Here is a 14,174-nt window from a genome sequence, read left to right as displayed (position 1 = left end):
GCCGGTGGGATTTTCAGTTAAAATATGCCCTCTATGCTCAATACGTTGCCATCCTATCCCCCGCTGAAGGACGGTGACCTCTTGGCCGCCATTGATCTTGGCTCCAATAGTTTCCACATGGTGGTTGCACGTTATCTGCTCGGTCAGTTACACGTGGTCGATCGTCTCCGTGAAGCAGTGCGTATTGCCGATGGACTTGATGCTAAAGGGGGATTGTCGAGCAAAGCATGTGAGCGTGCACTTGAATGCTTGGCGCGCTTTGGTCAGCGTCTGCGTAATATGCCTTCTCCCCATGTGCGTGCTTTGGCTACCAATACGGTGCGTCGACTCCGTTCGCCGCAGGCCTTCCTGGTGTTGGCTGAGACCGCCTTGGGACATTCGATTGAGGTTGTCAGTGGCCGCGAAGAGGCGCGTCTGATTTATCTTGGTGTTGCTCATGCGCAGCCACCCCGATTGGATCAGCATCGGTTGGTGATTGATATTGGTGGCGGTTCGACTGAATTTATCATCGGTAAAGGCTTCGAGCCTCTGGAGCGAGAGAGCTTACAGGTCGGGTGTATCGCCAGTACGCGGCGTTTTTTCCCAGAGGGTAAATTGTCCAAAAAGCGGTGGAATGATGCACTGACTGAGATCGGTACTGAGTTTCAACAATTTGCGGCTCAATACAATGCATTAGGTTGGCAGGAGGCACTGGGTTCCTCGGGGACGCACAAAACGATTGCCAAGATCTGCACGGAGATGAAGCTTGCCAAGGGAGAAATCACCGCCGAAGCGTTGCCTGTATTGCGTGAGGAATTACTCAAAGCCAAGCGTATTGAAGATATTCATTTGCCTGGTTTGTCTGCTCATCGCCGTCCCATCATCGCTGGTGGAATATTGGTGCTGGAGGCCGTGTTTCAGACGCTTGGCCTGGAAAAGCTGTTGGTCAGCAAGGCAGCAATGCGTGAGGGTATCCTCTACGACATGCTCGGCCGAGCTGGTGACAACGACCCGCGTGACACATCGGTGGCCGTGTTGATGCACCGCTATGCCATTGACGAACAGCAAGCGTTGCGTGTGGAGACGACTGCACAGCTCCTGTTCCAGCAGGCGTGTGGTCCCTGGGCCTTGGATGCTGACGATGCCCGTGTGCTTTGTTGGGCGGCGCGCTTGCATGAGTTGGGGTTAGTGATTGCGCATAGTCACTACCACGTGCATGGCAGCTACGTGCTGGAGCATTCCGATATTGCAGGTTTCTCTCGCCAGGAGCAGCAAGTACTAGCTGTGCTCGTGTGTACGCATCGTCGTCATGTGTCGAAGAACGCGTTTGACGTGTTACCTGACCGCCTACGGGTGTCGGTTCGCCGCAGAGCTGCGCTGCTGCGTCTGGCGGCATTGCTGCATCGTGCGCGCGAACCCGATTGGGTGCCTACGTTGGATCTGCATGTCGATGGCGATGTGCTGATGTTGACCGTTCCCAAGGGGTGCTTGGCCTCACGGCCGCTGCTGCATAGTGACTTGAATGCAGAGGTTGAAGCAATGGTGGATTTAGGAATCGTGTTCAAACTGTCTGTCGTTTGAGACAGATGCTGTGTACGGTTGAGCGTACCGTATTGTTGCGCATGCGGTTTTTGACTTATCTTCCATGCTGATATGGGCAAGAGAGTGCGTTGTTCGTTGCAGTTAGGTCAGCCTTTCCGTTTTCCGTTTTCCGTTTTCCGTTTTCCGTTTTCCGTTTTCCGTTTTCCGTTTTCCGTTTTCCGTTTTCCGTTTTCCGTTTTCTGTGGCCTGGGTATGCCTGTGTTGGCCGTTATCTCTCTTGACCAAAGCGTCTGCTGCCGATAGTAAAGTAGGGAAGGTGATAATCGTATTGCAGAGCCGTTTTTTTATTGAATGGTTATCGCGTCCCCTGAATGACGATATATTGCGTTGCAATACTGCTGTGATTGTTGTGTTATTGAGATCAATGTGGTGTAACGCCTTCGTTGTCCTACGACAAGAAACAGCGTATTCAAATGGTGCGCCTTGGATTGTTATGTCACTACAAAAGCTAATGGCGCGGGTGTATTAATGCGTGTTGTTGGCGTGTTGTGATGTTCTATTTTTCGCACGATGCAGATGCGTTCTGGGGTATTGCCTGCTTTAAAAAGCGGGGCTAGTTGAAATATGTATAGGCTGCCCATCCCATTGATTTTCTTGGTGTGACGAGGGTTAGCAGTGTGCTTGCCAAGAATAATGTGATAGTCATTGCCAGAGCCAGTCATGTGTGTATCGGCATGCCAACTGTTTGGTTGCGATACGGTATTTTAAATTTTCTTTCAATATTTCAGTGATTGCGTCAGGTTTTACATGTAATCCTGCTCTCTGGGTCTACTACAATGATTGAATGACGACTTTGATTATTTCAGATCTGCATTTGGATCCGTTGCGTCCCGTGGTGACTGAATTATTTCTGCGATTCTTGCGGGAACAGGTGTCTGGTGCCGATGCGCTTTATATTCTTGGCGACCTGTTTGAAATATGGATTGGTGACGATATGCCTTCAGAAGTCGCCGACATGGTGGTGGCTGCGTTGCGTACCCACGCCGATGCGGGTACGCCGCTGTACTTCATGCCAGGTAACCGTGATTTTCTGGTGGGTGCCGATTATGCAGCGCGTGCTGGTTTCCGGATTCTTCCGGATCCATGTGTCGTTGATCTCTATGGGGAACCCACGCTCCTGTTACACGGTGACCTGTTATGTACAGACGATATCGCGTATCAAGCGTTCCGTGCGCAGACGCGTGACCCGGAATTCATTGCGCAGTTTTTGACGCAGACGCTTTCCGCGCGTCTTGCTTTTGCACAGCAGGCCCGTCTGGCCAGTCACGCGCACCAGTCTGGATTGAAACAAGAAAATGATTCCACGCAGTTTGAAAAAATTACTGACGTAGTACCTGCTGATGTTGCAGCGATGTTTGCTTGCTATGGGGTCAATCGAATGATTCATGGCCATACGCATCGCCCAGCGTTGCACATGTTGCAGGTGGCTGAGTGTGCGTGCACGCGTGTAGTGCTTGGTGATTGGTATCAGCAAGGGTCAGTGTTGTGTGTGGATGCTGATGGTCTTGTGTTGGAGCAGTTGTTATTGCCAGGTTGAATATGCGTTTGTGTTGCATTTCTTGGGACAAGAGTCGAGAAACAATTGCTTAGCTGGTATTGGCCTCAGCGATTTTTTCAAAAATCTTTGTTTGATTCCTAGAAAAAGATCGCAATAGTTTGTCGCTGCTTGAGTAGCGGTTGGATGCTTTGTGATGAATTTTTTTGATTTTGACAGCAGCAGTGCAATGCATTTTTATAGGTAAATATTGACGATCATCAGGCGTCGCGTAGCGGTTCAGCCATCTTTTCAGGCGGCGCGATCACATAAAAAGGGATCATTATCTTGAGTGTTATCCAAGATAGTAGGATGACCTTCGAGGTGTAGATAAGTTCTTTTACTTTGTGATAGATCGTCTTCTCACTCGACCCGAAAAATACCAAATCCAGATCATCCCATGAACAGAGTCATAATTACTGCCGATGGGGGGGGGCTGAGGTGTGTAAGGAATCGCATTGGCATAAATCGCTGTTACCAAATGTATCTTTGATGCTGATCGTTGCAGCGAGAATGCCCGGATGCCTTTGCCTTTTACGATCGTGTGTAAAGCAGCAGAAAACACGGACCACGTTCCTGTAATGGCATTGGTTCGTGCGTCCTCACACCTGATCGTATGCTTCTCCTTACTTCTCCTTACAGTTTTCTCTCGGAATCAGCCGTCAGCAATTGATTGATCTCTTGTACATCCTCAATGCTCAGGGTGCCGCTGTTCTGGGAAAGTAGTAGACGGTTTTGTAGGAAGTTGTAGCGTGCTTGTACATAGGCTTGCCGTACCGAGAAAAGGATACGTTGGTTCTGTACCACGTCCAGCAGGGTTCGGGTGCCGACTTCCAGGCCGACTTGAGAAGCATCTAGGGCCGCTTGTGCTGAGACGACTGCCAAGCGACGCGCTTCGACCTCGCTGATGCCTGCAATCATATTTTGGTAGGCATTGCGGGTATTACGGTTTAGCGTGCGCTTATTCTGCTCGTAGTTATCCTGTTGGATGTCGCGTTGTGCGATTGCCTGACGGACCCTGGATTGGGTTGCACCACCTGCAAAGAGTGGTATTGACAGCGTTAATTGTAAGTTGTTGGTGTCGCTAATCGGTTGGTTCCTGTCAGGAATGAGTGCGCTCATTGCGCCGCTGGAGGATCCCCAGGCTTTACTTTTCCCCAGGCTTCCACTCAGTGACAGTGTTGGGTAGTGCTCGCCACGTGCGGCTGAGATGCTGGATTCCGCGGCATTGACTTGCAATTGCTGCGCTTTTAGCGACGGATTGTTGGAGATGGCTTCAGTGACCAGCTGGTCAATGTTACTGAATTTCGCTGGCACTTCTGGTCGGAAGTCTTCAGGGAGGCCACGCAGGTCAGTGACGGGTTGTCCAGTGATCTCTGCCAATGCTTGGTAGTAGTCTTGCAGTGTGTTGCGTGCAGTGATGGTGTCTGCACGGGCTTGGTCGTAGCTGGCACGTGCTTCATGAAGGTCTGTGATGGGTGATAGGCCAACCTCAAGACGTTTCTGTGCGTAATCAAACTGGCGCTTAGCTGATGCTTCATTCGCTTCGGCGGCGATCAGCGATTCAATCCCGATCAAGACGCTGAAGTATGCAGCTGAGCTGCGCACAATCAAGTTTTGTTTGGCCGATTCCAGTGTGAAATCGGCGGCTTTGGCGATCTCGCGTTGTGATCGAAGGTTGGAAAACTGGCTCCAGTTGAACAGAGTTTGGCTACCGTTGATGCTGTATTGGCGGTTCTTACTGATGGCTGATCCGCTGATACCGTCGTATTCAGTGCGGCTACGTGCCAGGGTGGCTGTGCCGCTCATCTGCGGCAGCAGCGCTGCACGTGCCTGAACTTGCCCTTCAACGCTGTATAGCCGAGTGGATTCGGCTGCGCTTAATTGAGGGTCAGCAGCGCGTGCCATTTCGTAGACTTGTAATAGGTTTGTCGCTTGTGAAACGACGGGAAATAGGGCGGTGGTCACGGCCAAGGCGAGGCAGCGGCGGATCATAGCGTTATCCTTGAGTCAGGTATCAAAAATGAAATTGGAGGGCTGGCTCGCCACCTTTGAGGTAAGCCAGATCGGTCTCAAACAGGGATGTGATGTTTGGGGTAGAGGCATCTCCACGCACCAGAACAGCTTGCATCGCTGGGGAGTGGCCGTGTATAGCGAACATACGGCCGTTGGGGTGTAGCCATTGCAGAAATTGCAGTGGCAGCGTGCTCACTGCACCAGTCAAGCAAATGACGCTGAACTGACGTTCGGGTTGCCAAGTGAAAGCGTCGGCCTGCTCAATGTGTACGTTACTGCCTAGGCCAATGGTATCTAGGTGGGTACGTGCCGATGCGGCCAGTGCGGAATTGATCTCTAGGCTGACTACTTCGTGTCCCAGTGAAGCCAAGCAGGCAGTGAGGAAACCACTGCCGGTGCCGATTTCCAATACGTCCTCTTCTGGTGACAACATCAGGGCTTGAAGTAGGCGCCCCTCAATGACGGGTTTCATCATTGTTTGTCCGCCGGGTAAGGGGATTTCAAGGTCTGCGTAGGCTAGGGTACGGTATGGTTCAGGGACGAACGCCTCGCGTGGGATGTGTGCCAGTACATCAAGTACGTGCAGATCCACCACATCCCATGGACGGATCTGCTGTTCGACCATTTTTTCGCGGGCTATGGAAAAATCAATGGTCATGGTGTCAATTTTCGACGCGGTGGGACACGCATTTTAGCCGTGCTTTGATGTGGGGTCATGGCTCTTGATCTGTGTGGTCTATGCGTCTGCTTTGCACTATTGGAAGTCATTGTCATCGTGTATGGCATTGTGTCTTTACTTTAGGAATAGAGTCCACGTTGGTGTTGGTATGTGCCAGGAACCGCACTGTACTGGAGTGCGATATCAGATCATAGATTATCAATTACGTGTAATACGTCTTTAAGTCAGTGTGAAGGGTTTTGTAAAAGTTGATGTTAGACATAGGATTCCAAGTTCGCCAAGAGGCGAGCTGTGCTTTTAAGAAGTTTCCAAGTATTTGTTGAGTACGATTGGGGGGGTATTCCAAGATATCTCGTACATCTGTGCGCTTTTGGTGCCGGGTGGCGTGAGGATGTTGATTGTGCTTGCCAAGTTTGGTGCTGATAGATGGGGCAGGTATTGCGGGAGACGTAACCTTCTAAGTGGTATGTTGAACACGTTGCGTTGGATGCTATATGCCCGTGTTATGTCGATGTTTGATCCTTATTTAGGGAAACCAGGATACGGATGTTCATAAGGTGGCAATTGATCTGCGAGCACGGTACATGGGCTGGCAATGATGGTTACTTGTTTAGCAAGATCAGCAGGTGACAGGTGGTGATGGATGCGTAGTTGGTGTAGTTGATAGGTGTCAGTAATGCAGGAACCTGTACAGGTCCGTTTGCTGATGCGCGATATGTTGTACGTTTCACTTCATAAGTGGTGAACAGCGGTAGGGTGATACAGATGAGATTTATCAAGGAAGGAATAGCATCGTGTGATTGATGGCATTTGAAAAAGCCAAGTAAGTGTTTTGTGGTGTTGCTGTAACGTTGGGAGGCAAGCATGTCTGTAGATGGAATCCTCCTTATCTCTGCTTGGCCTGTGCATGAATGCGAAGTTTCATGAAAGTCTTGATGACTCGGGGAGGTATAACGATCAGGTTAGGTGGAGTGGTAAATCTGTATTTTGCAGGGATGTTTAAAAGAGACAGGATTGAATGATGTTGGAAGGTTGCAGCAGATTTTTTGTTGCTGTATGTATGGCATTTTAGGAGTTAAATGCAGCAGGGTTTTGTCTTGGTATTTTCCGAATATTGCTGTCTATATGCGTAATTTCTTTGCGTGATTTGATCAATCATGGATTGGTATATCTTCAATAAGAAATTCCTGATGAATAAATGATCTTTTCGATTCTTGGAGTTATTCATGGCGAAAGATTATTTTCGCTGACTGGGGTTTTCAAATTCAGTAAAACTACTGTTTTGATCGAAAAAATAGCAGTGCGCAGGTGAATCATCTGGGTGCATTGTTCATGCAGATGCTATGCATGAACATGAGCAATGATGTCTGCTTGTGGTGTGATAGCTGCTGTATTGATGCTATTTACGGTGGGGCATGTTGTGATTCAGTTGTAAGCTTGGTTGTGTCAGGGTGCGATGACGATGCTGATCTCGCTGTCTGTGCTGATGGTGGAGCGTTCGCGACAGGTGATTGCCGTGACTTTGTATCGTGTGGAGAGAGTATAGGTGTTTGCAGCCGTATTTCGATCACCTGTTTATTCTATGAATTGTAGGCGTGCCAGCTTTGCGTATAGGCCTCCAGCGGCGATGAGTTCGCTGTGGGTGCCTTGAGCGACGATCCGGCCTTGGTCCATCACCACGATCCGGTCAGCTTTCAAGATGGTGACCAAGCGGTGTGCAATGATCAATGTGGTGCGCCCTGTCATCAGTCGTTCCAGTGCCTGTTGTACTGCTTGCTCGTTTTGTGCATCAAGTGCGTTGGTCGCTTCATCCAGGAGTAGAATCGGCGCCTCCTTGAGGAGTGCGCGAGCGATTGCGATACGTTGCTGCTGGCCGCCGGACAGGGACAGGCCGTGCTCGCCTAGCTCGGTGGCATAACCCTGTGGCAGGGCGCGGATGAAACCATCTGCTTCGGAAGAGCGTGCGGCGATCTCGATTTCGGCAGTGGTGGCGTCCAGTCGTCCATAGCGGATATTTTCCATTGCGCTCGCGGTGAACAGTGTTGGTTGTTGTTGTACCAGTGCAATGTGTGTCCGTAATACTTTCGGATCGGTTTGGCGTAGGTCCACACCATCAATCAGGATGCGTCCATGGGTGGGATCATAGAAGCGTAGTAATAGTGATAGCAGGGTGCTTTTGCCAGCACCGGATGGGCCGACAAAAGCGATGGTTTCCCCCGGACGTATATGCAGGTCAATGCCATCAAGTGCAGGTGTTTCTGGGCGTTGTGGATAGTGGAAGCCGACACGTTCAAAGCGGATTTCTCCCCGCAATGGATGGGGTGGCAAGGTAGGTGTGGCTGGTACGCTGAGCGTGTTTTTCTCTTTGAGTAATTCGAAAATCCGGCCCATGCCACCAGCGGCACGTTGTAGTTCGTTCCACACTTCGGCAAGGGAGCCGATGGAACCACCGCTGATCAGTGCGTATAGGACAAATTCACCGAGTGTGCCCGCGCTCATACGGCCAGCAATGACATCATGTGCACCTGCCCATAACACTCCGACGATTGCACTGAATATCAACACGATGCTTGCAGCGGTGACCCATGTTTGGATGTGAATGCGTTGTCGCGCGGCCTGCAAACTCGTTTCCAGTGCGCGGTCGAAGCGTGTACGTTCGTAATGTTCACGTGCATAGGCTTGCACTGTACGTAAAGCACGTAATGTTTCAGCAGCGAAGCTATTGGTGTCGGCAATGCGATCCTGGCTGGTACGGGCGGCTTTTTGGAGGTGTTGTGCGCCTAAGAAAATGGGAAGTATCACGAATGGGATGACCACCAGGGAAAGGCTGGCGAGGCGTGGACTGGTGATGAATAACATGATAAGGCTACCGATTGCAGTCACGGTGCTACGCGTCGCTACTGACATTGTGGATCCAATGATTGAGCGTAGCAGTTCACTGTCTGTGGCCAGACGCGACACCAGCTCGTTGCTGCGATTACGATCGTGAAAGCTGGCATCCAATCCTATGAGGTGTGCGTATAACTGGCTACGCAGGTCGGTGATGATCTTCTCGCCCAGTAGCGAGACGGAGAACAGGCGCGCTGCTGTACCTACTGCCAGAATCACGGCGACTAACAACAGTAGAGCGAAGCTCCGATTGATTTGCCCCTCGCTGGAAAAACCGTGGTCAATCATTTGTTTGAAGGCGCTTGGTAGGGTCAGCGTTGCTGCCGAGGAGACCGCCAACGCAATCAGCCATCCCGAGAACAAGGCAAGATGGCGGCGCATGAATGGCCACAAGATGCGCAGATGGTTCAGGCGTTGTAGGCGGTTGGGGATGTGTGGTGCAGGCATGGGTGGGAGTTTCCTACAGGCTGTAGCAGGGGGCCGATGGTGTTGCTTAGCCAAGTTTTCAATGTATGGAGCTGATCCAGTGGGCAAGGCATGTGCAGGTGGGTACCTTCGCATTGCTTTGCTTGAGCGTGAACGGTGTTGTTAGAAGTTGCCATTGCAGTTGAAATCGCAATGCACTCAGGTGCTATCGTTGGGGAGAAGCGAAGATTGCCAGTGGATAGCTGAATATCCATCGGCACGGTCAGAGGTGTTCACTTGGAAGAGGGGTGATTCCGCGAAACGATGACGTGCCGGCATTCATCTGAAAATTGCGACTCTCTCGTATCTTCGATGCACGAAAAAAGAAACCCGCCTGTTGGCGGGTTTCCAAAGAATATGGCGCGCCCGGAGAGATTCGAACTCCCGACCGCCTGGTTCGTAGCCAGGTACTCTAATCCAACTGAGCTACGGGCGCGTTTTTCTTAGAAAAATAGTATGAAAATCATCCGTGAGGTTCTATCCATATGAGCATCAATATTTGTACGCGATAAAACTAAAAGTACACGAATTGTGTACAGAGTACACGATTCGTGTACACGATAAAACTAAAAGTACACGATTCGTGTACTTTTAGTTTCTAAAGAGGCGTTAATGATGATGCGTTGGTAGAGTCGCCTAAGATTTTTCTGGGCGCGTGTTGTTCATTTGAATGTGTTTGATGAACCAATGTGCATTTGATGACCGTAAGACATCAATTCAAGACCATCTAGGATGAATAGACCTTGGTTAAATCGGTGCTTTTCGTGTGATTTTCTCTTGTGCTAGGCGTGGTTCAGCAGCTAGACTTCCTTAGTTTTCGCAGTTGAAGTGCTTATTGCTGTGAAAACAGCGTCCACGCCAGACGTCACTGGCGAATCTACACCTGCTACCGTTGCTCTGTGTCGGGGTGCTTCCATTAGGGGGTCGGCATGGAGGTGGCAGGGAAGTTTAAACCCAGGAATCATTGCGGGTTCCTTAAAGGTAAGAAGCCCGCAAAATAGTGTGTGCATAGCGTACATACGAGATTCCGCTCTCTAGGAGTGACTGTTATGCCTCAAGTGACGATGCGTCAGATGTTGGAAGCTGGGGTCCATTTTGGCCACCAGACCCGTTACCGTCATCCCAAGATGTCACCTAACATCTTTGGTGCCCGCGGTAAAATTCACATCATCAATCTCGAAAAAACCGTTCCTCTGTTCAACGATGCGATGAACTTCCTTTCCGCAGTTGCACAGAAGCGCGGAAGCGTTCTGTTTGTGGGGACCAAGCGCAGTGCGCGGGATGCGATCAAGGAAGAGGCCGAACGTTGTGGTATGCCTTACATGATCCAGCGTTGGCTCGGTGGCACGTTGACTAACTTCCGTACGGTGAAGCAATCGGTTGCCCGTCTGAAGGAGCTCGAGCTAGCCGAGACAGACGGTACTTTCAGCAAGCTTGTGAAGCACGAAGTGCTGAGACTGCGCCGTGAGTCCGGTAAATTGCAGGCTTCGCTGGGTGGTATTAAGGATATGAACCGTATTCCTGATGCAATCTTCGTGATCGATATTGGTCATGAGGATATTGCGATCAAGGAGGCTAAGAAGCTCGGCATTCCAGTTGTGGCAGTGGTGGATACCAATTACGATCCTTCACTTGTGGATTACCCGATTCCTGGCAATGACGATGCTATCCGTGCCGTACAGCTCTATGCGCGTGCCGCTGCCGATGCTGTTTTGGAAGGTAAGGCGGCGATGCCAAATGCTGCTGCTGTGCGCGAGGAAGAGTTTGCTTCTGCCCCAGATGCGGGCAAGAAGGGCCGTCAAGCTCAGCCCAAGAAGGGTAAAAGGGCTAGCGACGCTGCGGCTGAGTAAGCGGCAGTCCGATACAGCTGCGTTGCAGCGCCGTTCTCGGCGGTATTTGGGAATCTCTGTTTATTTTTTGTGGACCCATTTTCCTGGACGATTACAGCATTTCATCTACATAGGGACGGGCGGATTCTCGCCTGTCCTCCCCGGCGATCATTGCTCGCCTCCGGCCTTTGTATATACGAGGTAATTCTATGGAAATCACTGCATCCCTGGTCAAGGAACTGCGCGAGCGCACCGGCGTAGGCATGATGGAGTGCAAAAAAGCGCTGAGTGAAAATGCAGGCAATATTGATGCTTCTGTCGAATGGCTGCGTAAATCCGGTTTGGTAAAGGCCGATAAAAAGGCTGGTCGTATTGCTGCTGAGGGCCGCATTGTGGTAGTTCATGATGGCTGTAAGGCTGTCCTGGTCGAGATCAATTCGGAGACCGATTTTGTTGCCAAAGACAGTCATTTTCTGGCATTTGCCGAGGCTGTTGCGCAGGCTGCGTTAGTTGCTGGGGCGGCTGATGTTGAAGCGCTAAAGCATGTCAAGCTTCCGTCTGGAGAGACTGTTGAGGAAACCCGCGCTGCGGTGATTGCCAAGATTGGCGAGAATGTGCGGGTGCGTCGTCTAGCGCGGATTGATAGTGCAAATAATGTGGCCGCATACGTACATGGTGGCCGTATCGGTGTATTGGTTGAAGTCAAGGGAGGCGATGTTGAGTTGGCTCGCGGCATTGCAATGCATGTAGCAGCGATGAACCCCCCATATAACAAGGTTGCTGATGTGTCGGCTGAATTTCTGGAAAAGGAAAAGGAGATCGAGCTGAGTAAGATGTCTGAGAAAGACAAATCTAAGCCTGCCGATATTTTGGAGAAAATTATCAGTGGGAAGATCAACAAAATAGTTAAGGAAGTGACTTTGTATGGTCAGCCGTATGTGCTTAATCCCGATCAAAGTGTCGAGCAAGTTGTGAAGGCCGCAGGTGCTGATGTGATTGGTTTCCAGCGCATGGAGGTTGGCGAAGGGATTGAAAAGATCGTCGAAGACTATGCTTCTGAAGTGATGAAGCAGGCCGGCCTTTCTTGATTTCTCCCTAGGTCGTGTGTTTGTTTGAGGAACCGTGGTACACCCCTGCTGTGTGGTCGCGTGTTCGCCACGGTTGTTTTGTCAGGCAGCGTCTTAGAGCGCCTCATGCGCTGCTGTGAATCCGTCATATGCTGATCCTTCCCTAGCCTGCGATAGGCAGGACTCCCAGGGCTGTGGTATTCATGTGCAGTAGTGTCCTGGTTGGGAAGCGGCGATGTCTCATTGAACGCTCTATATAGCGTTTTGGGCTATCACGCTTTAATGATCTGAATCGTGCAGCGTTCCAGGGCTGGGGCGCTTGGTTAGCTTGCGCTGCAGAGAGCGCCGATGCATGCCAAGTAACCGTGCGGCGGCGGAGATGTTGCCGTCCGTCTCGTGTAATGCTTGCTGGATATGTTCCCACTGAAGGCGACTGAGCGGAGTCATCGTATGTAAAGCAGATTCGTCCTTGTCCGGCGTTAATCTGTTTGCTGTGTCTTCGCTGATTGCACGCAGAATGGTGTTGATGTTGGCTGGTTTGGGTAGATATTCGTCGGCACCGCGTTTAATGGCTTCTACCGCAGTGGCAATGCTGGCGTAGCCGGTGACGAGCAGGATTCGCATATCGCTGCGGATGGCGCGCAGTTCTTGGATGAGCGCTAACCCTGAGTCTTGGCCGAGCTTTAGGTCGAGCAAGGCGAAACTTGGGAGCGCGCTACGCGCAGCGGTTAATGCGCTGACTGCATCGGTGGCGGTCACGGTGTCTACGCCACGGCGTCCCAAACTGCGCTGTAGGGTGCGCAGATAGAGTGTGTCGTCGTCGACTAGCAAGCCGATCTTGGCGGCGGAGTGATTCATGCCGTGGATGTTTCCTTCAAGGGCACTCGAAAGCTTACTCGTGTGCCGCGTCCTTTGGCGGGTTGCATCCAGATGTCGCCTTGCAGACGTTCGACGGTCGCATGGGACAATGCCAGACCAACGCCCATGCTATTTGCTTTTTGGGTGTGGAACAGCATCCCTGGTAAGAGTCCCTGGGGCGTTTCGAAACCAGAGCCATAGTCGCGCACCTCACCGTATAACTGGCCATCCTGAATATGGAGATTCAAATCAACTTGCCGCCTGTCACTGCGTTCGCCAGCGTCGGCGGCATTATTGAGAAGCACCATGATGAGGTGGCCTACTCCAGGTTCCAGCATCAATTGTAGCGGTGCATCCTCGTTGTGTTTCAGATGGATCGTCGGATGCATTAGTTGCCACTGATCTAGAACGTTATGCACTTGGATATCAACGTTGAGCTTGTCGGCGGGTGCGGCGAGTGTCAGCACACGGTTGCGGCATTGCGTCAGTAGCTCGCGTAGCGTTTCCAAATCCTCGCACAACTCAAGTTGCTGGCATTGCTCGGCGACATCGTCGGCGAGCAACGTCATGGTAGCTAATGGAGTATTGAGTTCGTGTGCAACCGATGCTGCATGGGTTGCCAGGGCGATGATGCCTTCATTGCGTGTGAAACGTTCACGCAGTAGCGAGATCTCACGTTCTCTGGCGTGTAGTGCCTGTGCCAGCCATGTGGTGAATACCAGGACCATTACCGTTGAGAGCAGAAAGTTAGCCGCCATCCCCCACATATGCAAGGTGAGAGGGTTGAAGTGGTTGTGTGGTAGTGGCAGGCCGAATGCGGCGCTGACTAAGTAGCCACTGACGCAAGCGGCCGCGACTGCCATGGCCCAGCGTAACGGCAACGCTAACGCTGCCAGTGCGATCAGGACCAGGAACAGTGAGCCGAACGGATTGCTGATGCCGCCACTCCAGCCGACCATCCAGGTGAGTACGGTGACATCGACCAGGATATGGCTGAATTCGATGTTCGGTGAAGTGACATGGGTGTGTGAAATGCGTCGCTGTGCATATAGGTTAAACAGTGCCAGCGTGCAAACCCCGGCCCACAGCGGCCCCTGTGGCAATGCTAAGCCCATCGCATGGGTGGCCATCAGGATGGTCACTACCTGTCCGGCAGTGGCGACCCAGCGCAAGGTACACAGAGTGCGTAAGAATGAAGTGGCAGAGGTATGCATGCGTCTGCATCATATTTAGGTTGTGGGGTGCTTTGGGAGAAA

General features: G+C 51.3%; 10 protein-coding genes and 1 tRNA gene. 4 read left to right on the top strand and 7 right to left on the bottom strand.

What is annotated here, in order from left to right:
• Positions 1 to 33 precede the first annotated feature (33 nt).
• A complete protein-coding gene (gene ppx / locus F7G16_RS10805; protein ID WP_004087520.1) occupies positions 34 to 1,560 on the top strand; it encodes an exopolyphosphatase in 1,527 nt (508 codons plus the stop codon).
• Between the two features lie 805 nt (positions 1,561 to 2,365).
• Entirely contained in the window at positions 2,366 to 3,118 is a 753-nt protein-coding gene (gene lpxH / locus F7G16_RS10795) for a UDP-2,3-diacylglucosamine diphosphatase (protein WP_004090305.1), read from the top strand.
• A gap of 633 nt (positions 3,119 to 3,751) precedes the next feature.
• Here lpxH and F7G16_RS10790 read toward each other — a convergent pair.
• The 5 genes from F7G16_RS10790 to F7G16_RS10770 all read right to left on the bottom strand — a co-directional run bounded on the left by F7G16_RS10790 (position 3,752) and on the right by F7G16_RS10770 (position 9,600).
• Positions 3,752 to 5,110: a TolC family outer membrane protein gene (locus F7G16_RS10790; RefSeq protein WP_004090307.1), complete on the bottom strand. Its 1,359-nt coding sequence runs from the start codon at positions 5,108 to 5,110 to the stop codon at positions 3,752 to 3,754.
• A 22-nt stretch (positions 5,111 to 5,132) separates the two neighbouring features.
• Positions 5,133 to 5,789, bottom strand: coding sequence for a protein-L-isoaspartate O-methyltransferase family protein (locus F7G16_RS10785; RefSeq protein ID WP_004084654.1), 657 nt, complete (start codon positions 5,787 to 5,789; stop codon positions 5,133 to 5,135).
• Positions 5,790 to 6,412: 623 nt separating this feature from the next.
• Positions 6,413 to 6,676 carry a hypothetical protein gene (locus F7G16_RS10780; RefSeq protein WP_004090311.1) on the bottom strand — a complete coding sequence of 88 codons (264 nt, stop codon included), beginning with the start codon at positions 6,674 to 6,676 and terminating at the stop codon, positions 6,413 to 6,415.
• A gap of 709 nt (positions 6,677 to 7,385) precedes the next feature.
• Complete coding sequence (locus F7G16_RS10775) at positions 7,386 to 9,146, bottom strand: ABC transporter ATP-binding protein/permease (RefSeq protein WP_004090317.1); 1,761 nt, start codon at positions 9,144 to 9,146, stop codon at positions 7,386 to 7,388.
• 376 nt (positions 9,147 to 9,522) lie between these two features.
• Positions 9,523 to 9,600, bottom strand: a tRNA-Arg gene (locus F7G16_RS10770).
• A gap of 613 nt (positions 9,601 to 10,213) precedes the next feature.
• On the opposite strand from F7G16_RS10770, the gene rpsB reads away from it, so the two are divergent.
• Positions 10,214 to 11,014 carry a 30S ribosomal protein S2 gene (gene rpsB / locus F7G16_RS10765; RefSeq protein WP_004090321.1) on the top strand — a complete coding sequence of 267 codons (801 nt, stop codon included), beginning with the start codon at positions 10,214 to 10,216 and terminating at the stop codon, positions 11,012 to 11,014.
• Between the two features lie 188 nt (positions 11,015 to 11,202).
• Positions 11,203 to 12,081 (top strand): translation elongation factor Ts, encoded by an 879-nt coding sequence (gene tsf, locus F7G16_RS10760; RefSeq protein ID WP_004090323.1) that lies wholly within the window; start codon positions 11,203 to 11,205, stop codon positions 12,079 to 12,081.
• 258 nt (positions 12,082 to 12,339) lie between these two features.
• On the opposite strand, the gene F7G16_RS10755 is transcribed toward tsf, so the two are convergent.
• Positions 12,340 to 12,918, bottom strand: coding sequence for a response regulator transcription factor (locus tag F7G16_RS10755; protein WP_004090324.1), 579 nt, complete (start codon positions 12,916 to 12,918; stop codon positions 12,340 to 12,342).
• The gene (locus tag F7G16_RS10750) at positions 12,915 to 14,132 is read right to left on the bottom strand and encodes an ATP-binding protein (RefSeq protein ID WP_004090325.1); all 1,218 of its coding nucleotides are present in this window, start codon (positions 14,130 to 14,132) and stop codon (positions 12,915 to 12,917) included. The genes F7G16_RS10755 and F7G16_RS10750 overlap by 4 nt, the downstream gene beginning before the upstream one ends.
• Positions 14,133 to 14,174: the final 42 nt, after the last annotated feature.

Origin of the sequence: Xylella fastidiosa, from assembly GCF_011801475.1 — a bacterium.
GTDB lineage: Bacteria > Pseudomonadota > Gammaproteobacteria > Xanthomonadales > Xanthomonadaceae > Xylella > Xylella fastidiosa.
Note: the sequence above shows the minus strand (reverse complement) of the source record. Positions and strands in the feature narration are given on the sequence as shown.

Coding starts and splice junctions, on each gene's coding strand:
- ppx (WP_004087520.1), top strand. CDS start 34: ATGCTCAATACGTTGCCATCCTATCCCCCGCTGAAGGACGGTGACCTC.
- lpxH (WP_004090305.1), top strand. CDS start 2,366: ATGACGACTTTGATTATTTCAGATCTGCATTTGGATCCGTTGCGTCCC.
- F7G16_RS10790 (WP_004090307.1), bottom strand. CDS start 5,110: ATGATCCGCCGCTGCCTCGCCTTGGCCGTGACCACCGCCCTATTTCCC.
- F7G16_RS10785 (WP_004084654.1), bottom strand. CDS start 5,789: ATGACCATTGATTTTTCCATAGCCCGCGAAAAAATGGTCGAACAGCAG.
- F7G16_RS10780 (WP_004090311.1), bottom strand. CDS start 6,676: ATGCTTGCCTCCCAACGTTACAGCAACACCACAAAACACTTACTTGGC.
- F7G16_RS10775 (WP_004090317.1), bottom strand. CDS start 9,146: ATGCCTGCACCACACATCCCCAACCGCCTACAACGCCTGAACCATCTG.
- rpsB (WP_004090321.1), top strand. CDS start 10,214: ATGCCTCAAGTGACGATGCGTCAGATGTTGGAAGCTGGGGTCCATTTT.
- tsf (WP_004090323.1), top strand. CDS start 11,203: ATGGAAATCACTGCATCCCTGGTCAAGGAACTGCGCGAGCGCACCGGC.
- F7G16_RS10755 (WP_004090324.1), bottom strand. CDS start 12,918: ATGAATCACTCCGCCGCCAAGATCGGCTTGCTAGTCGACGACGACACA.
- F7G16_RS10750 (WP_004090325.1), bottom strand. CDS start 14,132: ATGCATACCTCTGCCACTTCATTCTTACGCACTCTGTGTACCTTGCGC.